Below are 22,603 nucleotides of genomic sequence, written 5' to 3'. Positions count from 1 at the left end.
CGTGTCCGCGTCGCGCGGTCGTTGGACAATGCGATGCGGGCATTCCCAGTGGTCTGTTCGCCATATTTATTTCCCCGACTTCCAGGAGCGGATATTCATGCAGGTCAGTCGAAGAAACAGGATCACGGTCGGGCTCGCGACGCTGGCGCTCGGTCTGGCCTGGGTGGCGGCCCCGACCGCCTCCGCCTCCGCCGACAAGCCCGTCGCCGCGGCCGCCGAAGCCACGAACTGCACCATCTCCGCGGAGACCAAGGCGGTGAAGTGCTTCAGCACCGCCACGGAGGCGATCTCCTTCGCCACCAACGGCCAGGTGACCGACGCGCCGCGTGACATGGGCGAGGCCATCGCCGACCCGAAGGTGAAGCAGCAGATCAACACCCCGGACGTCGGCGCGACCGCGGTGGTGATCGGTATCCAGTACTACCTGTCGAACTACGGCAGCCACTCGCTGACCGTTTCCGGCGCCGGCTCCTGCACCACCGCGTTGGACACCGTCGAGTACTACGTCGCCCCGCTGCCGAACCTCGCCCCCTCCGGCGGGATCAACTGGAACAACAACATTCGTTCGTTCCAGGGTTACAACAACTGCTACCAGTTGATGGTCGACGATGCGGCCTGCACCGTCGGGCTCTACGGCTGGGCCGGTTTCGCGGCCGACCTCGGGGCCGCCAACGACCGCACCGAGTGCATCTTCTGGTCGTAATCGGCGAATTGGCGCACTTGTTCGACGTGCCGGTGGTCCCGGCGTGACCTGATGATCGCGGGCGGTCCCCGGGAATGTTCCGGGGACCGCCCGGGTGCGTCAGCCGTCGAGTTCCCGCAGTGCCGGCAGGCCGAGTCGCTCGCAGAGGCCGGGATCACCGGGGAACACCCCGGCCACCCCGTCCGTCACCACGCAGACCGTCAGCGGGGGCACCGGGCGCTCGACCTCGGCCCGGCCGGACTTGGGGTCGTGTCCCTGGAGCGGCACCTGGGCCGCGGCGGGACCCGCGGACAGCGCGCCCAGCCCCCAGAGTTCGGAGCACAGCGCCGCCGCGTCGTCGGCGACGTCGGCCGGCTTGCCCTCGACGACCGCGCCCACCGCGTCCTCGTGGTGGCCGCGGGTGTCGGCCTCGGTGTAGCAGCGGACCTGTTCGCGGACGGTGGCCGGCTGGGACGCCACGTAGGCGGCCACCGCCACCCCGCCGGAGAGCATGCACAGGGCCACCGTGCCGGGAACCGCCCACCGGGCGACCCGCCGGCGAGGACTCGGACGTTCGGCGACCGCGTCCACCAGGTGCCGACCGCGGGCCGCGAGTCGGTGCGTCGCCATGGGGATCTGATCGAACCGGTCGGTCATCGCATCTCCTTTTCCAGGGTGGTCGGTCGACCGAGCAGGTCACGCAGGTGCTGCCGAGCCCTGTTCAGCCGGGAGCGGACGGTGCCGACGGGGATCGCCAGGGCGATCGACGCGTCCTCGTAGCTCAGGCCCGTCCAGGCGCAGAGCGCCAGCACCTCCTGCTCCTCGCGGCGCAAGCGGCGGTAGGCCGGCAGGATCGTGGCCATCTCCAGCTCCGCGTCCATGCGGCGCGAGGCCGCGTCGGCGAGGTCCGCCTCGGACTCCTGCGGGGGCAGCCGGGCCAGCGCCCGTTCGTACCGCCTCAGCGACCGCGTGTGGTTGCGCACCACGTTGTTCGCGATGCCCAGCAGCCACGGCAGCACCGACCCCGTGGGCGAGAGCCGCAGCCTGCGCCGCTGCCGCCACGCCTCCAGGAAGGCCACCGAGGTCAGGTCCTCGGCGGTGCTCCAGTTCCCGATCTGCCGGAAGCAGTGGTTGTAGACGGTGTTCGCATGGCGCTGGAACAGCAGGCCCATGCCCGCGGCGTCACCCGCGGTGGCCCGTCGCCACAGCAGCTCGTCGGTCTCCACCGGCTCGACTGGATCCATGCCCACCCATGTCCGCTCGTCCCGGTGTGGTTCCACCCGGCGTTCGATGGTGCCGTTGCTAGGCTCGGCGCGTCGAGTCGACGAACTCCCGCAGCCCTGGAGGTTCTCCTGTCCGGTGATCGGCTTGTCCCCAACGGTCCGTGCGTGGTGGTCGCCGGAGGCGGCACCGCCGGGCACATCGAGCCAGCCCTGGCCCTGGCCGACGCGATCATGCGGCTCCGGCCCGACGCGCGGGTCGTCGCGCTCGGCACGGAGCGTGGCCTGGAGAGCAGGCTCGTGCCGGCTCGCGGCTACCCGCTGGAGCTGATCCCCCCGGTGCCGATGCCGCGCAAGCCGACGCCGGACCTGCTCAAGCTGCCCCTGCGGGTGCGCGGCGCCGTGAAGCACACCCGTGAGGTGCTGGAACGGGTCCGCGCCGACGTCGTGGTCGGCTTCGGCGGCTACGTCGCGCTGCCGGCCTACCTCGCCGCGCGCGGCCGGGTGCCGATCGTGGTGCACGAGGCCAACGCCAAGGCGGGTCTGGCCAACAAGGTCGGCGCGAAGTTCGCCGCCCGGGTCGCCGCCGCGGTGCCCGACTCGGGCCTGACCGACGCCGAGATCATCGGCATCCCGCTGCGCTACTCGATCACCTCCCTCAAGCGCGCCGAGCTGCGGCAGCAGGCCCGCGCCCACTTCGGCCTGCACCCGACCGCGCCGACGCTGCTGGTGTTCGGCGGCTCGCAGGGCGCCCGGTCGATCAACAACGCGGTGTCCGGCGCCGCGTCCGCGTTCGCGTGGGCGGGTATCGGCGTGCTGCACGCGCACGGGCCCAAGAACACCGTCGCGGTGCAGTCGGTGCCGGGCGCGCCGCCGTACGTGCCGGTGCCGTACCTGGACCGGATGGACCTCGCCTACGCGGCGGCGGACGCGGTGCTGTGCCGGTCCGGCGCGATGACGGTGGCCGAGGTGTCCGCCGTGGGCCTGCCCGCGGTGTTCGTGCCGCTGCCCATCGGCAACGGCGAGCAGTCGCTCAACGCGGGTCCCGTGGTCGCCGCCGGCGGTGGCCTGCTGGTGCCCGACGAGCAGTTGACGCCGGAGTGGATCGCGGCGAACGTGGTCCCGCTGGTCGCCGACCGCGACCGGCTGGCCGCGATGACCACGGCCACGCTGAGCACCGGCCACCGCGAGGCGGACGAGGTGCTGGCCCGCATCGTGCTCGAGGTGATCGAGAAGTGAGCGACGTCCTGGACCGCGTGCACCTCGTCGGCATCGGCGGGGCGGGCATGAGCGGCATCGCCCGGATCCTGCTCGCCCGGGGCGCGCAGGTGTCCGGCTCGGACGCCAAGGACTCCCGCACCGTGCTCGCGCTGCGCGCGCAGGGTGCGGCGATCGCGGTCGGCCACGCCGGCGCGAACCTCGACCAGCTGCCCGGCGGGCCCACGGCGGTCGTCGTGTCCACCGCGATCCGCGAGGACAACCCGGAGCTGGTGGAGGCACGCGCGCGCGGCGCGGTGGTGCTGCGGCGGGCCGAGGCGCTGGCCGCGTTGATGCTCGACCACCGCGTGGCGTGCGTCGCCGGCACGCACGGCAAGACGTCGACCACGTCCATGCTCACGGTCGCCCTCCAGCACTGCCGGATGGACCCGTCGTTCGCGATCGGCGGCGACCTCAACGAGTCGGGCGCGAACGCGCACCAGGGCACCGGTGGCGTGTTCGTCGCCGAGGCCGACGAGAGCGACGGCTCGTTCCTCTTCTTCTCGCCGTCGGTCGCGGTGGTGACCAACGTCGAGGCCGACCACCTCGACCACCACGGCACCGTCGAGGCGTACGTGGCGGTGTTCGACTCGTTCCTGGAGCGCATCCAGCCCGACGGCGTGCTGATCGCGTGCGCGGACGACCCGGGCTCGGCGGCGCTGGCGGAACGGGCCGCGAAGCTCGGCATCCGGGTCCGCACGTACGGCCGCACGGCCACCGGCGACGGCTCGGTCCGACTGGTCGACTACCGGCCCGCCGACTCCGGCGGCGTCGCCAGGGTCGAGCTGGCCGGTGGAGCCGGCGACGAGGTGCTGGACGTGCGCGTGGCCGTGCCGGGGGAGCACATGGCCGGCAACGCCATCGCCGCCCTGATCGCGGCGCTGGAACTGGGCGCGGACCGCCAGGGCGTGCTGAACGGGCTGGCCGCGTTCGGCGGCGTCCGGCGGCGGTTCGAGTTCAAGGGCGAGGCCAGGGGCGTGCGGGTGTACGACGACTACGCCCACCACCCCACCGAGGTCGCCGCCCAGATCGCCGCCGCCCGGCCGGTCGCGGGCGAGGGCAAGCTGGTCGTGGTGTTCCAGCCGCACCTGTACTCGCGGACCAGGCTGTTCGCCGAGGAGTTCGCCGCCGCGCTCGGCACGGCCGACCGCGTCGTCGTGCTCGACGTCTACGGCGCGCGGGAGGAGCCGGAGCCCGGTGTCACCGGCGCGCTGGTCTCGGGCCTGGTGCCGCTGGACGTCGGCGAGGTCGTCCACGAGCCGTCGTTCGACCGGGTGCCCGCGCTGGTCGCGAGCATGGTCGGCGAGGGCGACGTGGTGGTGACCATGGGCGCGGGCGACGTGACCATGCTGGGGCCGGAGATCGTCGGCGAGCTGGACCGGGCCGCGGAGCTGGACCGGGCATGAGCACACAGTCGGCGCGTCGTCGCCCGGGCGCCTCCTCCGGCCCGGGCTCCCGTCCGGCGGCGCGCCGACGCCCGACCCGACGTCCGACGCGCGCCGACCGGTACCGGCGCAGGGTGGTCCGCCGCCGGCTCGGGGCCGTCCTCGCGATGTTCGTGGTGACCGTCGTCGTCTGCACGGTTTGGTTCACGCCCGCGCTCGGCGTCCGCGAGGTGGAGGTGCTCGGCATCGCCGCCCTCACCGTCGACGAGGTCCGCACGGCCGCCGCCATCGAGCCCGGCACGCCGCTGGTGCGGCTGGACGTCGACGCGGTCGCCGCGCGGGTCCGCGAACTGCCGCGCGTCGCCGGTGTCGAGGTCGAGCGGGTCGTGCCCGGCACCGTGCGGCTCACCGTGGACGAGCGGGAGCCGGTCGCGGTGGTCGTCGCGCCCGGCGGCGCGCACCTGGTCGACGTGACCGGCAAGGACTACGCGACCGTCGTGCAGCCGCCGGACGGCCTGCCGGAGCTGAAGGTCGCGCCGGACGCGGTCGCGGCGGCGGTGTCCGTGCTCACCCAGGTGCCCGAGGCCTTGCGCGAGGACGTGCTGAGCGTCACCGCGGACTCGCCCCTGGACATCCGGCTGATGCTGACCGGCGACCGGCAGGCCCGCTGGGGCTCACCCGCCGACACCCCGCGCAAGGCCGCCGTGCTGGACGTCCTGATGACCCGCAAGGGCAGTGTGTTCGACGTGTCCAGCCCCGAGCTGCCCACCGTCTCGTAAACGCGAATATATCTCGTAAACCTTGTGGCGCGGTGAAACCCGCCACAAGGGGCATCCGCGAAAGTGGATCGTCCCGACGTGGTCTCGCGGTGATACTCCGGGCATGACGCAGACGCCGGTGGACAACCGGACCCCACTCCCGTACACCGGCGACGAACGCGCCCTGCTCTCCGGATTCCTCGACTTCCTGCGCGGCACGATCGAGTTCAAGTGCGCCGGGCTGTCGGACGACGACGCCGCGCGTCCGGTGCTCCCGTCGCAGCTCAACACGGCCGCGGGCATCGTCAAGCACCTGCGGTGGGTCGAGCACTACTGGTTCGAGGTGGCGCTGACCGGACGGCCCTCGCGCGCGCCATACACCCGGGAGGACCCGGACGCAGATTGGCGCGTCGAGCCGGGTGAGACGATCTCGGGATTGATCGCCGACTACGCTGAGCAGTGCACGGTGAGTCGGGAACTCCTCGCGGACCTCGACCTCGACCACGAGGTGGCGTTCCGCGGGGACGAGCGGCTTTCCGCGCGCTGGGTGCTGATCCACATGATCGAGGAAACGGGTCGGCACGCGGGACACCTGGACGTGGTGCGGGAACTGCTCGACGGGATGACCGGCGAGTAGGGACCGCTCACCCGGTCAGGACACAACACGGCGTGGCTGCTGGACCGAGGCATTCGCGATGCATAACGTCCAGCAGGAACATACGGGGTTGACATAACTCTGAACCTCTGGTTGAGAGTTTCAATCCGGGTGGAGATCCGTCCGGGCTGTGACACCGGTGGTCATCCACTCCAGCACATGAGCACGGACACGATCAGGAAGGCGGACCGATGACGCCCCCGCACAACTACCTCGCGGTGATAAAGGTCGTCGGCATCGGCGGTGGCGGTGTGAACGCCGTCAACCGCATGATCGAGGTCGGGCTCAAGGGCGTCGAGTTCATCGCGGTGAACACCGACGCCCAGGCGCTGCTCATGTCGGATGCCGACGTGAAGCTCGACATCGGCCGCGAACTCACCCGCGGCCTCGGTGCAGGCGCCAACCCGGAAGTCGGCCACAAGGCCGCCGAAGACCACCGCGAGGAGATCGAGGAAGTCCTCAAGGGCGCGGACATGGTGTTCGTGACCGCGGGAGAGGGCGGTGGCACGGGCACCGGCGGCGCGCCCGTCGTCGCCTCGATCGCCCGCAAGCTCGGCGCGCTGACCATCGGTGTGGTCACGCGACCGTTCTCGTTCGAGGGCAAGCGCCGCGCCAAGCAGGCCGAGGACGGCATCCAGGCCCTGCGCAACGAGTGCGACACCCTCATCGTGATCCCGAACGACCGGCTGCTGCAGCTCGGCGACATCGGTGTCTCGCTGATGGACGCGTTCCGCTCCGCGGACGAGGTGCTGCTGTCCGGTGTCCAGGGCATCACCGACCTGATCACCACGCCCGGTCTGATCAACCTGGACTTCGCCGACGTCAAGTCGGTCATGTCCGGCGCGGGCAGCGCGTTGATGGGCATCGGCTCCGCGCGAGGCGAGGGAAGAGCGGTCCAGGCCGCCCAGAAGGCGATCAACTCGCCGTTGCTGGAAGCGTCGATGGAGGGTGCGCACGGCGTGCTGCTCTCGATCGCCGGTGGCAGCGACCTCGGGCTGTTCGAGATCAACGAGTCGGCTTCGCTGGTGCAGGAAGCCGCGCACCCCGACGCGAACATCATCTTCGGCACGGTCATCGACGACTCGCTCGGTGACGAGGTCCGGGTGACGGTGATCGCGGCGGGTTTTGACAGTGGCGGGCCGACCCACAAGAAGTTGGAGCCCCAGGCTCTGTCCAGCCCGCCGCGTGGCACGCCCGTGGCCCCGGCCACCGCGGGTCAGGTGAACCACAACCCGCAGCCCCAGCCGGTGCCGCAGGTCCAGCAACCCCAGCCCGTGCAGCACCAGCACCAGCACCAGCCGCAGCCCGTGCAGCAGGTGGAGCAGCCGGTCGCGCAGCGGCCGACCGTGCCGCAGCAGCCGCAGCCCAGCCAGGGCAACGGCCAGTCCCCGTACGCCACGCCGCAGCCGACCATGCCGAGGTCGCTGTCGCCGGGCGTGCCGGGGAACACCGGCGGGTCGTTGCCGACCCGGGCCGTGCCGGTGACGGACGACCCCGACGACGAGGTCGACGTGCCACCCTTCATGCGCCGCTGACCCGCGAGAGTCCTACGTTCAGCCCGCGAGAGTCCTACGTTCAGGACCCCCGAGTTCAACACTCAGCCGCCGCCCAGTCGGCCTGAGGACCGAGCTCGGGGGTCCTGAACGTTGAATTCAGGTGTCCTGAACGTAGGACTCTCGCGCTGTGAAGGTAGGACTCTCGAGGCGTGAACGTAGGACTCGCGGGTCTGGGAAGCTGGGGGGGTGCGCATCCGTCGTGTCCTGACCACCCGCGAAGGCGGCGTGTCGAAACCCCCTTACGACTCCTTCAACCTCGGTGACCACGTCGGTGACGACCCGGCGGACGTCGGGGCCAACCGGAAGCGGCTGGCCGAGGGCATCGGGCTCAGCCCGGACCGGCTGGTCTGGATGGAGCAGGTGCACGGCCGCACGGTCGGGGTCGTGGACGGCCCGGTGAGCGAGCCCCTGGAGGCCACGGACGCCGTGGTCACGACGCGGGAACGGCTGGGGCTGGTCGTGCTGACCGCCGACTGCGTGCCGGTGCTGCTCGGTGACCCCGGGGCGGGGGTGGTCGCCGCCGTCCACGCCGGACGCGTCGGCGCACGGGTCGGCGTCATCCCGGCGACCCTGGACCGCATGGTCGAGCTGGGCGCGCGGAAGGACGGGATCGAGGTCCTGCTCGGCCCGGCCGTCTGCGGCCAGTGCTACGAGGTGCCCGCCGCGATGCGCGACGACGTCGAGAAGCACCTGCCCGGCAGCGCGGCCAAGACCCGGTCCGGCAAGCCCTCCCTCGACCTGCGCGCCGGCATCTGGCAGCAGCTCGCCGACGCCGGCGTCGGCCGCATCGGCGTCGACCCGCGCTGCACGGTCGAGGAGAAGTCCCTGTTCAGCCACCGTCGCGACCCCGGCACGGGACGGCTCGCGGGCGTCGTCTGGATGGAGTCGTGAACCGGCGCGAGGAGCTGGCCCTGTCGCTGGCGGAGGTCAGGGAGCGCATCGCCAAGGCGTGCGCGACCGTCGGAAGATCACCCGATGAGGTCGAGCTGCTGGCCGTGACCAAGACGTTCCCGGCCGAGGACGTGGCGCTCCTCAGCGACCTCGGCCTCACCGCCTTCGCCGAGAACCGCGACCAGGAGGCGAACCGCAAGACCGCCGAGTTCGCCGCACTGCGCCCGGGCGCGCCGGCGAAGTGGCACATGGTCGGCTCGCTCCAGCGGAACAAGGCCAAGTCCGTCCTCCGGTGGGCCGACCGGATCGACACGGTCGACTCGGTCCGCCTCGCCGACGCCGTCGCCAAGGCCGCGGCGGAACCGACCGAGGTGCTCATCCAGGTGAGCATCGACGGGGACGCGGCCCGCGGCGGCCACCCCGTCGACGACCTTCCGCGACTGGCCGATCACGTAGCACGTTCGAGTGAACTTATTTTCCGGGGTGTGATGACCGTCGCACCCCTCGGGATGTCTCCACAGCAGGCGTTTGCCGCTCTATACGAAGCGGTAACCCGCTTGCGGGTCGATCATCCCGATGCCACCGTGATCTCGGCGGGGATGAGCGGTGACCTGGAGGATGCGATAGCGCACGGATCCACGTGCGTGCGTGTCGGAACAGCGTTGCTGGGCAGCCGGAGACTAGCCTCGCCGTAACTGTCTGGAACCTCTGGGACGGCCGCGACGTCCTTGCGGGTGGGGATTCGGCGGAGGAAGGGCTCGAGCCATGAGCGGGTTTCACAAGCTGAAGGCCTACTTCGGGATGGTTCCCGCCGAGTACGCCGACGACCCGGCCGCCTACGAGGACGACCGGCGCTACGCGGACTACCGGTCCGAGTACGCCGACCCGGAAGAGTACGAGGCCTACCCCGAGCAGCGCACGGCGCGTCGCCGCTCGTTCAACGGCTACCGGGCCGAACTGGACGAAACGGACGACTACGAGCCGGAGCGCGGTGCCCGCCCGCGTCGGCCGTGGAGCCCGGACACGCACGGCGCGCTGGCCGTGGAGCCGCAGCGCGAGCCCGTCGGCAGGCTTCGGCCCGCCCCGGAGCCCGCGGGCAACCCGCTCGCCCGCATCACCACGCTGCACCCCCGCAGCTACAACGAGGCGCGGACGATCGGGGAGCACTACCGCGACGGCACGCCGGTGATCATGAACCTCACCGACATGAACGACGCGGACGCCAAGCGGCTGGTCGACTTCGCGGCCGGGCTGGCGTTCGCGCTGCGCGGCTCGATCGACAAGGTCACGAACAAGGTGTTCCTTCTCTCACCCCCCAACATCGACGTCACGGCGGAGGACCGCAGGCGACTCGCGGAGGGTGGGTTCCTCAACCAGGGCTGAGTGGTGGCACAGTTGACGATGTGGATGCCCTCTGGCTCGTGGTCTACTACGTGTTGTTCTCGTTCTGGCTGCTGCTCACGGCGCGTGTCGTCGTGGAACTCGTCCGTAGTTTCGCCAGGGGATGGCGGCCTGCGGGTGGGGTCGCGGTGGCGCTTGAGACCGTCTACACCGTGACCGATCCCCCGGTCCGCTTGCTGCGTCGGATCATCCCGACCGTGCGGATCGGCGGCATCGGACTGGACTTGTCCATTATTGTGCTGTTGCTGGTCGTTATCATTCTGATGCGAGTAGCCGATCCCAGGTGAGGGGACCAGGGATGTCCACAGCCCAGGAGTGCGTGAGGTGATCTGATGCCGTTGACCCCCGCGGACGTGCACAACGTCGCGTTCAGCAAGCCGCCGATTGGCAAGCGGGGCTACAACGAGGACGAGGTGGACGCGTTCCTCGACCTGGTTGAGGGCGAACTGGCCCGCCTGATCGAGGAGAACAACGACCTGCGCCAGCAGGTCGAGCAGCTCGACCAGCAGGTCGAGACCGCGCGTGCCGACCTCGAAGACGCCCGGGCGAAGGTTGCCGCGGGCGTCGGCCCGAGCCGCGTCGTGGACGAGCCCCGCAGGCTCGCTCCGGTGCCGCCCCCTTCGGCTTTGGAGCAGACATCGCCCGGAGGTGGTGGGGACCACCACGTCCAGGCCGCCAAGGTGCTCGGACTGGCCCAGGAGATGGCGGACCGGCTCACCGGCGAGGCCAAGGCCGAGGCCGACGGGATGCTGTCGGAGGCCAGGACCAAGTCCGAGCAGCTGTTGTCCGAGGCGCGAGCCAAGGCCGACACGATGGTCAACGAGGCGCGCACGCGTGCCGAGACCATGCTGAACGACGCGCGAACCCGCGCCGAGACGTTGGAGCGGCAGGCCCGTGAGAAGGCCAGCGCGCTCGACCGCGACGCGCAGCGCAAGCACGCCGAGGTGATGGGCAACATCACCCAGGAGAAGAACACGCTCGAGAAGCAGATCGACAAGCTGCAGACCTTCGAGCGCGAGTACCGGACGAGGCTCAAGACGATGCTCGAGTCGTCGCTGCGCGACCTGCAGGACCGCGGCCCCGCCGCGCCGTCCGACGGCCGTCAGCAGGGTGGGTACTCGTTCGGGGCGCGCGCCGAAGCCGGCTGATCGGCGTTGCTGATCTAGTCTGCTCGACGTGCTGTACATAGTCCTGCTGTTGGTGCTGGCAGCCCTGGGGTTGCTCGTGCCCGCGCTGACCAGCGCCCAGACGTACTGGGCCTGGTTGTCCGTGGGTGCGAGCGGGGCCGCTGCGGTGGTCCTGGTGCTCGACTGGTGGCTTCGCCGCCGGTCGGGTCCCCGGGCTGCCGGCGCCGCAGTTGTTGATCACCAGGTTAGCGCCGGAGATCAACGCGGGGCACCGCGGGGTGCCGGGGACGAAGCTCCGCGAAGTTCACCTGACCAGGCACTTCTCGAGCCTGGCGAGGAGGACGCGGACGCGGCCGACGCCTTGGTCGTGAGCGAGCTCACGGACGAGGTCCGGGTGCTGGACGAGCGTCCTCGCTACCACCTCGCCGACTGCTCCTGGCTCGCCTCACGGGCGTCGCTGGGCCTGCCGGTCGACGAGGCGCGCCAACTGGGCTTCACGCCGTGCGCGGTGTGCCGCCCGGACGCCGGCCTCGCCGACCGCAAGCGGACCGCGGACCGGTCGGCAGCCGACCAGGCCCAGCACGACTAGCGACCACGACCCCGGGCCGAGCCGTCCGCGCAAAGCGGTTGCGCCGTTCGGCTACCCTGGGTGGCAGCACGGCGTTGATCCGGCCATCACCGGGGAGCCTCCGGAGGAACGGGCGCACGCGCCCCAGTAGAACCGGACGGGAGCGGCCCGTCACAGCCGTTCAAGAGAGGCCAGAGCCTTCGCGCCCTGGCAAGCGGGGTGGTACCGCGGTGCGCCTGACCGGCGTGTCGTCCCCGTGAGCCGGTTGGACGCACGCGAGGAGCAGCACGATGGCCTACCCGAAGGCAGGCGAGGGTCCCGTTCCCTCCCAGCCGTCCTTCCCCGCCCTCGAGGAGGGCGTCCTCGACTTCTGGAAGTCGGACGGGACGTTCCAGGCGTCGATCGACGCGCGCCCGGCCGGGGACAACGGGGTGAACGAGTTCGTCTTCTACGACGGCCCGCCGTTCGCCAACGGCCTGCCGCACTACGGCCACCTGCTCACCGGCTACGTCAAGGACCTCATCCCGCGCTACCAGACCATGCGCGGCAAGCACGTGGAGCGCCGCTTCGGCTGGGACACCCACGGCCTGCCCGCCGAGGTCGAGGCGGAGAAGCAGCTCGGGTTCTCGTCCAAGAGCGAGATCGAGGCGTTCGGGATCGAGAAGTTCAACGAGGCGTGCCGCACGTCGGTGCTGCGCTACACCGGGCAGTGGCGCGACTACGTGACCCGGCAGGCCCGCTGGGTCGACTTCGACAACGACTACAAGACCCTCGACCTGGACTACATGGAAAGCGTCATGTGGGCCTTCAAGACCCTGTGGGACAAGGGCCTGGTCTACGAGGGCTTCCGGGTGCTCTGGTACTGCTGGCGCTGCGAGACGCCGCTGTCCAACACCGAGACCAAGATGGACGACACCTACCGGGACCGGCAGGACCCGGCGGTGACCGTCGGCCTGCGCCTGGAGACCGGCGAGCTGGCCCTGGTCTGGACGACGACGCCGTGGACGCTGCCGTCCAACCTGGCCGCCGCCGTGCACCCGGACGTCGACTACGTGACGGTCGAGGCGAACGGCGAGCGCTACCTGCTCGCGGAGGCGCGCGTGCCCGCGTACGCCCGCGAGCTGGGCGAGGAGCCGCCGGTCGTCGGCCGCTACAAGGGCGCCGACCTGGTCGGGCGCAAGTACGCGCCGCCGTTCGACTACTTCGTCGGCCGGGAGAACGCGCACCAGGTGCTGGCCGCCGACTACGTCACCACCGAGGACGGCACGGGCATCGTGCACATCGCGCCCGCGTTCGGTGAGGAGGACAAGGTCGTCACCGACGCGGCGGGCATCGAGGTGGTCGTGCCGGTCGACGCGCACGGCCGGTTCACCGCCGACGTGCCGCCGTACGAGGGGTTGCAGGTCTTCGAGGCCAACAAGCCGATCATCCGCGACCTGAAGGAAGCGGGCCTGCTGCTGCGCCACGAGACCTACGACCACCCGTACCCGCACTGCTGGCGGTGCGACAACCCGCTGATCCAGCGCGCGGTGTCGTCGTGGTTCGTCGCGGTGTCGCGGTTCAAGGACCGCATGGTCGAGCTGAACCAGCAGATCAACTGGGTGCCCGAGCACGTCAAGGACGGCCAGTTCGGCAAGTGGCTGGAGAACGCGCGCGACTGGAACATCTCCCGCAACCGGTTCTGGGGCTCGCCGATCCCGGTGTGGGTGTCGGACGACCCCGCGTACCCGCGGGTGGACGTCTACGGGTCGTTGGACGAGCTGGAGCGCGACTTCGGCGTGCGGCCGACCGACCTGCACCGGCCCACGATCGACGAGCTGACCCGGCCGAACCCGGACGACCCGACCGGGCAGTCCGTGATGCGGCGGGTGCCCGAGGTGCTGGACTGCTGGTTCGAGTCCGGCTCGATGTCGTTCGCGCAGGTGCACTACCCGTTCGAGAACGCCCAGTGGTTCGAGGACCACTACCCGGGCGACTTCATCGTGGAGTACAACAACCAGACGCGCGGCTGGTTCTACACCATGCACGTGCTGGCCACGGCGCTGTTCGACCGGCCCGCGTTCCGCAACTGCGTGGCGCACGGGATCGTGCTGGGCGACGACGGGCAGAAGATGTCCAAGTCGCGCAAGAACTACCCCGAGGTCAACGAGGTCTTCGACCGCGACGGCTCGGACGCCATGCGGTGGTTCCTCATGGCGTCGCCGATCCTGCGCGGCGGCGACCTGGTGGTGACCGAGCGCGGCATCCGCGACGCGGTGCGCCAGGCCGTGCTGCCGCTGTGGAACTCCTGGTACTTCCTGGCGCTGTACGCCAACGCCGACGGGGTCGAGGGGCACTGGCGGACGTCGTCGGAGCACGTGCTGGACCGGTACGTGCTGGCGAAGACCCACGACCTGGTGGCCGGGGTGACCGCGCAGCTGGACACCTACGACATCTCGGGCGCGTGCGCGTCGATCCGGGAGTTCCTGGAGGTGCTGACCAACTGGTACGTGCGGCGTTCGCGCGACCGGTTCTGGTCCGGCGACCAGGACGCGATCGACACGCTGCACACCGTGCTGGAGGTCGTGTGCCGGGTGGCGGCGCCGCTGCTGCCGCTGACCACCGAGTCGGTGTGGCGCGGGTTGACCGGCGGCCGGTCGGTGCACCTGGCCGACTACCCGTCGGCGGCGGACCTGCCCGCGGACGACGCGCTGGTGGCCGCGATGGACCAGGTGCGGCAGGTGGCGTCCACGGCGTTGTCGCTGCGGAAGTCGAACAAGCTGCGGGTGCGGTTGCCGCTGGCGAAGCTCGTGATCGCCTCGGGCGCGGTGGGGCAGTTGGAGGCGTTCACCGAGATCCTGCGGGACGAGGTGAACGTCAAGGAGGTCGAGCTCACCACGGACGTGGACGCGCACGGCCACTTCCAGCTGGCGGTCAACGCGCGGGCCGCCGGTCCCCGGCTCGGGCCGGACGTGCAGAAGGTCATCAAGGCCGTGAAGGCGGGTGACTGGCAGGAGGTGGGCGGTCGCGTCGTGGCCGCCGGGATCGAGCTGTTCCCGGAGGAGTACGAGCAGCGGCTGGTCGCCACCGACCAGGGCGCGACGGCGGCGCTGCCGAACAGCGGCGGGCTGGTCGTGCTGGACACCGTCGTGACGGAGGAGCTGGCGGCCGAGGGCGTCGCCCGCGACCTGGTGCGGGTGGTGCAGCAGGCGCGCAAGGACGCCGGGCTGGACGTGTCGGACCGGATCGCGTTGACGTTGCAGCTGCCGCCGGCCGTGGAGGTCGCGGTGCGCCGGTTCGAGGCGTTCGTGCAGGAGGAGACGCTCACCGGGTCGGTCGCGTACGGCGAGGTCGCCGAGGGCTCTGACGGCGTGGTGGGCGACGGCCAGAAGGTCCGGGTCGCGGTCGTCCGCGTCTGACCGTCCGGTCGACGCACGGGGCGGGGGTGGCGGGTCGGGTGACCCGCCACCCCCGGCCGACCGGTCAGCCGACCGCGACCGGGATCTGCTCGTAGATCACCTTCCACTCGTAGGTGCCCGCGAAGCCGTTGGCCCAGAGGCTGTTCACCCGGCTCACCTCGGTGGCGTTCGGGGAGGCGTTCGTGCAGGACGTGCCGGGGCCGCCGCCGGACATGAGCTCCGAGCAGGGGCCGGAGTAGTGGTCGGGCAGGCCGAGGGCGTGGCCGGTCTCGTGCGCGGTGATGCGGACGACGTAGTACTGCCGCGCCTGGGTGTGGTCGATGAAGATCGTGCCCCGGCCGTGGCCGTCGGTGCTCGCCCACGAGCCGCGCGAGTCGTTGCCCTCGCGGTAGCGCAGGGTGGCCGCGGAGGCGTTCTCGACCAGCTTGACGTTCGTCACCCGGGCGTTCCAGTTGGCGGCGCCCTGGCGGATGGCGCTGCGGTAGGTGGGCGCGCTGGTGGTGTCGTAGTAGACGGTGACCGCCGCCGCGGTGGGCGGCGAGGCCTCCTCGGCGGACGCTTGACCGCTCAGCGGCACGATGACGGCGGACGCCGCCAGGGCCAGGGACACGAGTGCTTTGCGCAACACGATGACTCCTCGCAAACAGGGGACTTGCAGGGGAAGCCGCGAGGCTCGTGTCTCACCGTAGGGAGCAGTCCTGCCAACAATCGCCGGTCATTCGGCTGATTTGGCGAGGAATTCACACACCGGCTCGGCCCAGTGCCGCTTCCGCAGCGTGACCGGGGCGGTCCGGTTCGCGAGGGATGCCGGTTCTGCCTTGTCGGGACGTCCGGTGGCCGAACGCTTCAGCGCACGTCGTCCTGTTCCAGGCGGGCCTTCAGCTGGGTCAGGCAACGGCCCCTCGTCGGGCCGATCGAGCCCTTCGGCATCGACAGGGCCTCGGCCACGGCGCGGTACTCGGCCCGGCCCGCCAGGACGGTCAGGCGCAGCAGTTCCTGGCAGCGCCGGGGCAGGGCGTTGAACGCGTGCCAGAGGCGGCGGTCGCGGTCGTCGCGCAGGGCTTCCGGCTCGGGTAGCCAGCGGTCGCCGGGCAGGTCGACGGCCGAGTCGGTGGACAGGGCGGGGCGGCCGTTGCGGTCGCGCCAGGCCCGTTGCGCCTCGCGACGGGTGGCCACGATCAGCCAGCCGGCCACCGCCCGCGGCTCGACCAGGCGGTCCAGGTGGCGCAGCAGGCTCAACCACACCGTCTGCACGACGTCCTCGGCGGTGGTCTGGTCGAGGCCGTTGCCCCTGGCCACGTGCCACACCAGCGGGGTCAGCTCGGCGACCAGGGAGTCCAGCGCCCGCCGCGACCCGGCACGCGCGGCCTCGACCAGCGCCGCCTGCCGCTCGGTCCGCGTCGCCTGCGCCATGATCGCGGCCACGCCGAGGTCGTCGGGACCGGGGTCCTCCGGCATGGCTTCGGCCAGTTCGGCGCGCAGGTGGTCGAGTCGGGGGTCCAGCTCGTCGGTCATGACGTCTCCTTCCCGCGCTGGGAACCGCGCACCCGCCGCTCCTCGTTGCCGACCCGCTCGCTGACCCGCGACCGCGCCTGCGACACGTACCGCCGCACGGACGCGCGCCGGCAGCCCAGCACGTCGGCGATCTCGTCGTCGTCGAAGTCCCAGAACCGCAGGACCAGCGCGGTGCGCAGGTGGTCCGGCAGGTTCGCGACCGCCGCCAGCGTGCTGACCAGCTCGTGCCACGTCTCGGCGTCCCGCTGCCCGGGCAGCAGGATCCGGTACGTGCCGCGCTGCCGGGCGACGACCTCGTCGGTCAGGTCGCCCGGCCGCTCCCGCCGGCGGGCCTGGTCCACCAGCAGGTTGCGGATCGTCCTCACCAGCCAAGCACGTCGGGAACCGGGGGCGATCACCGGCCAGTTCCGCCACGCGCCGACGAACGCCTCCTGCACCGCGGACTCGTGGTCCAGGTGGGGCGACATCACCGCCGCGAAGCGGCAGAGCCGGGTGCGCTCCCGGTGGTAGAAGTCGCTGAAGGTGGCCGCGTGGTCGTCGGGATCCTCCGGCGTCACGAACCCCTCCCCCCTCTGGTCCCGGTAACGGGTAGACGGACGAGACCGGGGGTTGTGGAGGAAATCCGGTCAAGCGGGTCGCGGAGCGCCCCTCCTCGCCGCCCGGCGCAGCAACCGGACCCACGGCGACCACCGGGCCGGTCGGGCGGGCGGGTGGCCGGCGGCGCGGGCCGCGTCGTCGAACAGGTCTTCGATCAGGGCGTCGTGCAACCACCGCACGGCCAGCGGCCAGCCCAGCCGCATCAGGCCGTGCGGCCGACCGGTGAGAGTGTGCCGCACCCCGCCCGGAACCGCTTCCAGGACGTGCGTGCCGGTGATGCCGATGCGGGGGTCGAAGGTGAACTCGGCCCGCACACCGGGCACGTGGGCGGTGCAGCGGTAGCGCACGAACGCGTGCCCGCCGTCCGCGCCGACGCCGAGCGGCCGGTCCAGCACCAGCGGCGGCCAGCGGTCGGACGGCCACAGCTCCACGATCCGGTCGACCAGGCCCGCGCTGTCGGGGAACAACCGGGTGTGCACGTTCTCGATCATCACGACACCACCTCCGTACGGGACCGTATGGTCCGTTACCGTACGGTAGCGTATGGATTCATGGCACGGCGGACGCGCGACGACTGGACCCGGGTGGCCCTGCGGGCGCTGGTGGAGGGCGGTGTCGCGGCCGTCGCGGTGGAACCGCTCGCGGCGCGCATCGGTGCGACCAAGGGCAGCGCCTACTGGCACTTCCCCAACCGGGAAGCCCTGCTCAAGGCCACCCTGGAACGCTGGGAGCGCGAGCACACCGAGGCCGTGATCGAGCTGGTCGAGTCGGTGTCGGAGCCGGTGGAGCGGCTGCGGCTGCTGTTCGCCACGGTGCTGGAGGACGTCGAGCACAGCGCGGTGGAGCTGGCCATGCTCGCGGCCAAGGACGACCCGGCGGTGGGGCCGGTGCTCGCCCGCGTCACCGAGCGCCGCGTCGGCTACCTGGAGGAGCTGTTCGCCGGCCTGGGCTTCGCCGCCGACGTCGCGCGCCGGCGGGCCGTGCTCGCCTACTCGGTCTACCTGGGGCAGGCGCAGTTGCTGGCGGCCGACCCGGAGCTGGTCGCGCAGCGGCGGGCGTTGCTGGAGGAGACGCTGACCGTGGTGCTGTGCCGTGGCTGACGCGTTCCGGTTCGGCATCAGGGTCAAACCGGCCGCGAGGCGCGAGGCCGTCGGCGGCCGGTGGGGTGACGGCGCGCTGGTCGTCGCGGTCGCCGCGCCCGCCGTGGAGGGCAAGGCGAACGAGGCCGTCCGCAAGGCGCTGGCCAAGGCGTTCGGCGTGCGCAAGCAGGACGTCGAGGTGGTCGCGGGCGAGCGCGGCCGGGACAAGGTCGTGCGGGTGGACCCCGCCCCGGCCGACGCCGCCGAAGTGCTGGCGCGGCTGCTGGACGGCTAGGCCGCCAGCGTCCACAGGGTGTGCGCGATGGCGTCGGTGTTGCGGTCGAGCGCGGTCGCGTTCACGTTCGACGAGGTGTCGCACGAGCGGTGGTAGCAGCGGTCGTACGCCACTCCCGCCGAGCCGCCCCACTTCTGGGCCTGCGCGGAGGTCTTGATGCCCTCGGCGCCGGTGAACGTGCCGCCGACCGGGATGCCGGCCCGCGCGAACGCCGCGTGGTCGGACCGCCCGCCCACGCTGGTCAGCTCGGTGGCCACGCCGATCGAGCCGAAGTAGCCCTGGAGCGTCTGCTGGAGCAGCAGGGAACCCGACGGCTGGCCGGACGCGCTGTAGACGAAGTAGCCCGGGTTCGGCGAGCCGATCATGTCGAAGTTGAGGTACGCGTCGATCCGCGAGCGGTCCGTCGTGGACAGCGAGTTCACGTAGTAGGTCGAGCCGACCAGGCCCAGCTCCTCCGCGCCCCACCAGGCGAAGCGCAGGTGCTTGGTCGGCTGGAAGCCGCTGGACCGCACCGCCAGCGCGACTTCCAGCAGCCCGGCCGAGCCGGTGCCGTTGTCGTTGATGCCGGGCCCCGCCGACACGCTGTCGAGGTGCCCGCCGAGCATGACCACGTTGTTCACGTCGCCGCCGGGCCAGTCGGCGATCAGGTTGTAGCCGGTGGCGCCGCTGCTGGTGAACGACTGGACCCTGGTCGTGAACCCGGCGGCGTCCAGCTTGGACTTCACCCAGTTCACCGAGGCCAGGTAGCCGGGACGGCCGTGCGCCCGGTTGCCGCCGTTCGAGGTGGCGATGCTCTGGAGCTGGGCCAGGTCCGCCTGGACGGCGGAGACCGGGATGTTCGGCCCGGCCAGGGCGGTCGGCGGCGCGGCGGTGGCCGAGCCGAGGCCTGAGCCGAGGAGCGCGCCGGTGGTGACCAGCGCGATGGAGATCGTTCGCAACTTCACGGTGTCTCCCGCAGGGGATGGGTGTCTCTCGGAGGGAACGGGGGAGCTGACCGGGGCGGCGGACCCTGTTGTCAACATGCACGGTTTCGCATGGTTCGCGCTAGCGACGTTCGGCTGGTGACGCTGCGTGCGGTGCCGGATTCGTCCATTTCGGTATCACCGGGGAGAATGACCCCGTCGGGTGACGGATGCGATGGCGTGGAGGTCGAGTGGGCGATGTGACGGGCTACCTGGGCATCGTCGCCGCGGTCCTGCTGCTCTCGGTCATCGCGGTCAGGGTGTCGATCCGGCTCGGTCTGCCGTCCCTCCTGCTCTACCTCGGCATCGGCGTGCTGCTGGGCGAGGCCGTGGTGGGCATCCAGTTCGAGGACGCCGACCTGACCCGCTCGCTCGGCACGGTCGCCCTCGTGCTGATCCTCACCGAGGGTGGTCTGACCACCCGGTGGAGCGCGGTGAAGCCGGCGCTCGGCCTCGGCATCGCGCTGTCGACGGTCTCCGTCGGCGTGAGCATCGCGGTCACCGGGTTCGCGCTGCACTTCCTGCTGGACATGGACTGGCGCACGGCGCTGCTGTGGGGCGCGGTGCTGTCCTCCACCGACGCCGCGGCCGTGTTCAGCGTGTTGCGCGGGGTGGGCGTGGGCAAGCGGCTCATCGGCTCGTTGGAGCTGGAGTCCGGCATCAACGACGCGCCGGTCTACATCGCCGTCGTGCTGCTCGCCGCTCCGGACCCGATCTCGTGGACCGCGCCGCTGCTGATGGGCTACGAGCTGATCGCGGGCGCGGTGATCGGTGTCGTGCTCGGCTGGCTCGGCGGCGTCGGCCTGCGCGGCGCCGCACTGCCCGCCACCGGCCTGTACCCGCTGGCCACGGTCGCGGTGTGCCTGCTCGCCTACACCGTCGGCGACCTCGCGCACGCGTCCGGCTTCCTGGCCGTCTACATCGCCGCCCTCGTGCTCGGCAACGCCCGCCTGCCGCACCGGGCGGACACCCTCTCGTTCGCCGAGGGCCTGGGCTGGATCGCGCAGATCGGCCTGTTCGTGCTGCTCGGCCTGTACGCGTCGCCGGGACGGCTGCTCGACGCGCTGGTGCCCGCGCTGGTGGCGGGCGCGGTGCTGGTGCTGCTCGCCCGGCCGCTGTCGGTGCTGTTCGCGGCGCTGCCGTTCCGGGTGCCGTGGCGGGAGCAGGTGTTCATCTCGTGGTCCGGGCTGCGCGGCGCCGTGCCGATCGTGTTCGCCCTGATCCCGCTGATCCAGGGCGTCCAGGGGGCGCAGCAGCTCGTCGACGCGGTGTTCGTGCTGGTCGTCGTGCTGACCTTGGTGCAGGGCACGTCCCTGCCGTGGCTGGCCAAGTGGTTGGGGCTGGTCAAGTCCGGCGAGGCGCACGAGGTGCAGGTCGACTCGTCGGCGCTGGACGACCTCGGCGCGGAGCTGCTCCAGGTGCGCATCCAAACCGGCTCCAAGCTGCACGGCGTGTACCTGTCGGAGCTGCGGCTGCCGCCGGGCTCGTCGGTGAGCCTCGTGGTGCGCGACGACAACGGGTTCACGCCGCAGCCGACGACCCGGTTGCAGGTGCACGACCAGTTGCTGGTGGTGTGCACCGAGGCCATGCGCACGGCGACCGAGGACCGCATCCGGGCCGTCGACCGGGCGGGCCGGTTCGCGCGCTGGAAGGGCGACGTCGGCCGGCCGTGACGCTCCCCGGTCGAGGCGCCGGCCCGTGCGTGGCGCTCCCAGGATGTGAACGCCACTCGACGGCGGCGCGCGCGACGGGCTAACGTCGAGGCGAAGGTCATGAGTGCCAGCGCTAAGCCCAGGCTTGCTGGCCGGCAACCCTCCTACCGCGGTGGGGTGCCCCTGGTGAGGACCTGGCCTGGCGCGCAGGGCGCCCGGCAAGCGCGGGCCCCTCTCCGACGGGTGCCCCGGGACCCCCGGAGGGCGTCATGACGATCGCAGTTCCCGTCACCACCACCACCACCACCACCGCTGCTCTGCCCCGCGTCGTCGGCGCGTCGCTGCGCGTGCCGCTGGTCACCGGTGAGCGCGTGGAGTACGCCAACCTCGACCACGCGGCCAGCGCGCCCTGTCTGGAGCAGGTCCGCGACGCGGTGGACGAGGTGCTGCCCTGGTACGCCAGCGTGCACCGGGGCGCGGGCTTCGCCTCGCAGGTCAGCACCAAGGTCTACGAGCAGGCCCGCTCGTCGGTCCGGCGGTTCCTCAACGCCCGCGACAGCGACGCCGTGGTGTTCGCCCGCAACACGACCGACGCGCTGAACCTGCTGGCCAGGAGCCTGCCGAGGCACACCTCCGTGATCCTGTTCGACACCGAGCACCACGCCGCGCTGCTGCCGTGGCGCGGCCCGAACGTGCGCCGGCTGCGCACGCCCGCCTCACCCGACCAGGCCGTGCTGGAGCTGGACCGGGCGCTGCGCGAGGCGCCGGTCGGCCCCCGGCTGGTCGTGGTGACCGGCGCGTCCAACGTGACCGGCGAGATCTGGCCGGTGGCCGAGCTGTCCCGGGTGGCCCGCCGGCACGGCGCCCGGATCGCCCTGGACGCCGCCCAGCTCGCGCCGCACCGGCCGGTGGACGTGCGCGCCCTGGACGTGGACTACACCGTGCTGTCGGGGCACAAGATCTACGCGCCGTTCGGCGCGGGTGTGCTGGTCGGCCGGTCGGACTGGTTGCAGGCCGCCGAGCCGTACCTGGTCGGCGGCGGTGCGACGGCCCGCGTCACCGACCACGGCGACCGGCTGGGCGTGGCCTGGTCGGCGGTGCCCGAGCGGCACGAGGCGGGCACGCCGAACGTGGTGGGCGTGCACGCGCTGGCCGTGGCGTGCGACGTGCTGGGCAGGCACTGGGAGCAGACCACCGCGCACGAGCGCGTGCTGCTGGCGAGGCTGCGGGAAGGTCTGGCGACCGTTCCCGGCGCGCACGAGCTGACGCTGTTCGGCTCGGACCGGGACCGCGTGGGTGTGGTGAGCTTCACCGTCGGCGGTCAGGACGCCGGCTACCTGGCCGCCGCGCTGTCCGCCGAGCACGGCATCGGCGTGCGTGACGGCGCGTTCTGCGCCCACGTGGCCGTGCACCGACTCACCCACGGCGAACGCGCGCTGCGCGCGTCGATCGGGCTGGGCACCACCGAGGAGCACGTGGACCGGTTCGTGGCCGCGTTGCGGGCGCTCGTGGTCGAGGGCTCGCGGTGGGAGTACGAGCTCCGCGACGGCCGCTGGACGCCGTTGGACGACCAGCGCGCGCTCCCGCCGTTCCTGCGCTGACTCC

Annotated in this window: 24 protein-coding genes and 1 riboswitch; of the genes, 17 read left to right on the top strand and 7 right to left on the bottom strand. The window is 71.7% G+C overall.

Annotated features, from left to right (window positions below; translation table 11 throughout):
* Window position 1 precedes the first annotated feature (1 nt).
* Window positions 2-703 carry a hypothetical protein gene (locus tag ACQPYE_RS33015; RefSeq protein ID WP_498717008.1) on the top strand — a complete coding sequence of 234 codons (702 nt, stop codon included), beginning with the start codon at window positions 2-4 and terminating at the stop codon, window positions 701-703.
* Between the two features lie 99 nt (window positions 704-802).
* On the opposite strand, the gene ACQPYE_RS33010 is transcribed toward ACQPYE_RS33015, so the two are convergent.
* Both ACQPYE_RS33010 and ACQPYE_RS33005 read right to left on the bottom strand, forming a co-directional pair.
* Window positions 803-1,339: a hypothetical protein gene (locus ACQPYE_RS33010; RefSeq protein ID WP_498717007.1), complete on the bottom strand. Its 537-nt coding sequence runs from the start codon at window positions 1,337-1,339 to the stop codon at window positions 803-805.
* The gene (locus ACQPYE_RS33005) at window positions 1,336-1,926 is read right to left on the bottom strand and encodes an RNA polymerase sigma factor (RefSeq protein ID WP_498717006.1); all 591 of its coding nucleotides are present in this window, start codon (window positions 1,924-1,926) and stop codon (window positions 1,336-1,338) included. Before ACQPYE_RS33005 ends, ACQPYE_RS33010 begins: the two co-directional genes overlap by 4 nt.
* 144 nt (window positions 1,927-2,070) lie before the next feature.
* On the opposite strand from ACQPYE_RS33005, the gene murG reads away from it, so the two are divergent.
* The 12 genes from murG (at window position 2,071) to ileS (ending at window position 14,898) form a co-directional block, all read left to right on the top strand.
* Window positions 2,071-3,141, top strand: a complete 1,071-nt coding sequence (murG, locus tag ACQPYE_RS33000; protein WP_498717005.1) for an undecaprenyldiphospho-muramoylpentapeptide beta-N-acetylglucosaminyltransferase — start codon at window positions 2,071-2,073, stop codon at window positions 3,139-3,141.
* The gene (gene murC / locus ACQPYE_RS32995) at window positions 3,138-4,565 is read left to right on the top strand and encodes a UDP-N-acetylmuramate--L-alanine ligase (RefSeq protein WP_498717004.1); all 1,428 of its coding nucleotides are present in this window, start codon (window positions 3,138-3,140) and stop codon (window positions 4,563-4,565) included. The genes murG and murC overlap by 4 nt, the downstream gene beginning before the upstream one ends.
* A complete protein-coding gene (locus ACQPYE_RS32990) occupies window positions 4,562-5,323 on the top strand; it encodes a cell division protein FtsQ/DivIB (RefSeq protein ID WP_498717003.1) in 762 nt (253 codons plus the stop codon). Before murC ends, ACQPYE_RS32990 begins: the two co-directional genes overlap by 4 nt.
* A 103-nt stretch (window positions 5,324-5,426) precedes the next feature.
* Window positions 5,427-5,939: a DinB family protein gene (locus ACQPYE_RS32985; protein WP_498717002.1), complete on the top strand. Its 513-nt coding sequence runs from the start codon at window positions 5,427-5,429 to the stop codon at window positions 5,937-5,939.
* Between the two features lie 209 nt (window positions 5,940-6,148).
* Window positions 6,149-7,492, top strand: a complete 1,344-nt coding sequence (ftsZ, locus tag ACQPYE_RS32980) for a cell division protein FtsZ (protein WP_498717001.1) — start codon at window positions 6,149-6,151, stop codon at window positions 7,490-7,492.
* A gap of 207 nt (window positions 7,493-7,699) precedes the next feature.
* Window positions 7,700-8,404: a peptidoglycan editing factor PgeF gene (gene pgeF / locus ACQPYE_RS32975; RefSeq protein WP_498717000.1), complete on the top strand. Its 705-nt coding sequence runs from the start codon at window positions 7,700-7,702 to the stop codon at window positions 8,402-8,404.
* Complete coding sequence (locus tag ACQPYE_RS32970) at window positions 8,401-9,099, top strand: YggS family pyridoxal phosphate-dependent enzyme (protein WP_498716999.1); 699 nt, start codon at window positions 8,401-8,403, stop codon at window positions 9,097-9,099. Before pgeF ends, ACQPYE_RS32970 begins: the two co-directional genes overlap by 4 nt.
* Window positions 9,100-9,169: 70 nt before the next feature.
* Window positions 9,170-9,787, top strand: coding sequence for a cell division protein SepF (locus ACQPYE_RS32965; RefSeq protein WP_498716998.1), 618 nt, complete (start codon window positions 9,170-9,172; stop codon window positions 9,785-9,787).
* 20 nt (window positions 9,788-9,807) lie between these two features.
* Window positions 9,808-10,092: a YggT family protein gene (locus ACQPYE_RS32960; protein ID WP_033437765.1), complete on the top strand. Its 285-nt coding sequence runs from the start codon at window positions 9,808-9,810 to the stop codon at window positions 10,090-10,092.
* A gap of 45 nt (window positions 10,093-10,137) precedes the next feature.
* Entirely contained in the window at window positions 10,138-10,953 is an 816-nt protein-coding gene (gene wag31, locus ACQPYE_RS32955) for a DivIVA-like cell division protein Wag31 (RefSeq protein WP_073899667.1), read from the top strand.
* 346 nt (window positions 10,954-11,299) lie between these two features.
* Window positions 11,300-11,521 carry a hypothetical protein gene (locus ACQPYE_RS32950; protein WP_498716997.1) on the top strand — a complete coding sequence of 74 codons (222 nt, stop codon included), beginning with the start codon at window positions 11,300-11,302 and terminating at the stop codon, window positions 11,519-11,521.
* 269 nt (window positions 11,522-11,790) lie between these two features.
* Window positions 11,791-14,898 carry an isoleucine--tRNA ligase gene (gene ileS, locus ACQPYE_RS32945; protein ID WP_498716996.1) on the top strand — a complete coding sequence of 1,036 codons (3,108 nt, stop codon included), beginning with the start codon at window positions 11,791-11,793 and terminating at the stop codon, window positions 14,896-14,898.
* 64 nt (window positions 14,899-14,962) lie between these two features.
* Here the strand turns inward: ileS and ACQPYE_RS32940 are convergent, their stop codons facing one another.
* The 4 genes from ACQPYE_RS32940 to ACQPYE_RS32925 form a co-directional block, all read right to left on the bottom strand.
* Window positions 14,963-15,526 (bottom strand): snapalysin family zinc-dependent metalloprotease, encoded by a 564-nt coding sequence (locus ACQPYE_RS32940; RefSeq protein WP_498716995.1) that lies wholly within the window; start codon window positions 15,524-15,526, stop codon window positions 14,963-14,965.
* Between the two features lie 218 nt (window positions 15,527-15,744).
* A complete protein-coding gene (locus ACQPYE_RS32935) occupies window positions 15,745-16,311 on the bottom strand; it encodes an RNA polymerase sigma factor (RefSeq protein WP_498723035.1) in 567 nt (188 codons plus the stop codon).
* Window positions 16,312-16,409: 98 nt separating this feature from the next.
* Complete coding sequence (locus ACQPYE_RS32930; RefSeq protein ID WP_498716994.1) at window positions 16,410-16,970, bottom strand: RNA polymerase sigma factor; 561 nt, start codon at window positions 16,968-16,970, stop codon at window positions 16,410-16,412.
* 69 nt (window positions 16,971-17,039) lie between these two features.
* Window positions 17,040-17,501 carry an SRPBCC family protein gene (locus ACQPYE_RS32925; RefSeq protein ID WP_498716993.1) on the bottom strand — a complete coding sequence of 154 codons (462 nt, stop codon included), beginning with the start codon at window positions 17,499-17,501 and terminating at the stop codon, window positions 17,040-17,042.
* 60 nt (window positions 17,502-17,561) lie between these two features.
* Between ACQPYE_RS32925 and ACQPYE_RS32920 the strand changes: the two genes are divergently transcribed.
* Together ACQPYE_RS32920 and ACQPYE_RS32915 are read left to right on the top strand one after the other, a co-directional pair.
* Window positions 17,562-18,110, top strand: a complete 549-nt coding sequence (locus tag ACQPYE_RS32920; protein ID WP_498716992.1) for a TetR/AcrR family transcriptional regulator — start codon at window positions 17,562-17,564, stop codon at window positions 18,108-18,110.
* Window positions 18,103-18,384: a DUF167 domain-containing protein gene (locus tag ACQPYE_RS32915; protein WP_498716991.1), complete on the top strand. Its 282-nt coding sequence runs from the start codon at window positions 18,103-18,105 to the stop codon at window positions 18,382-18,384. The genes ACQPYE_RS32920 and ACQPYE_RS32915 overlap by 8 nt, the downstream gene beginning before the upstream one ends.
* Here ACQPYE_RS32915 and ACQPYE_RS32910 read toward each other — a convergent pair.
* On the bottom strand, window positions 18,381-19,328 hold the full coding sequence (locus ACQPYE_RS32910; protein WP_498716990.1) for a M28 family metallopeptidase: 948 nt from the start codon (window positions 19,326-19,328) through the stop codon (window positions 18,381-18,383). The genes ACQPYE_RS32915 and ACQPYE_RS32910 overlap by 4 nt on opposite strands.
* Before the next feature lie 209 nt (window positions 19,329-19,537).
* On the opposite strand from ACQPYE_RS32910, the gene ACQPYE_RS32905 reads away from it, so the two are divergent.
* Together ACQPYE_RS32905 and ACQPYE_RS32900 are read left to right on the top strand one after the other, a co-directional pair.
* Entirely contained in the window at window positions 19,538-21,019 is a 1,482-nt protein-coding gene (locus ACQPYE_RS32905) for a potassium/proton antiporter (RefSeq protein ID WP_498716989.1), read from the top strand.
* A gap of 95 nt (window positions 21,020-21,114) precedes the next feature.
* Window positions 21,115-21,229: riboswitch (SAM riboswitch) on the top strand.
* Window positions 21,230-21,267: 38 nt separating this feature from the next.
* Window positions 21,268-22,599 carry an aminotransferase class V-fold PLP-dependent enzyme gene (locus ACQPYE_RS32900; RefSeq protein ID WP_498716988.1) on the top strand — a complete coding sequence of 444 codons (1,332 nt, stop codon included), beginning with the start codon at window positions 21,268-21,270 and terminating at the stop codon, window positions 22,597-22,599.
* Window positions 22,600-22,603 lie beyond the last annotated feature (4 nt).

The organism is Actinosynnema sp. CA-299493 (genome assembly GCF_050946825.1).
In the GTDB taxonomy this organism is placed as follows: domain Bacteria; phylum Actinomycetota; class Actinomycetes; order Mycobacteriales; family Pseudonocardiaceae; genus Actinosynnema.
The sequence above is the reverse complement of the archived record's forward strand: the minus strand, read 5'-3'. Positions and strand labels throughout refer to the sequence as shown.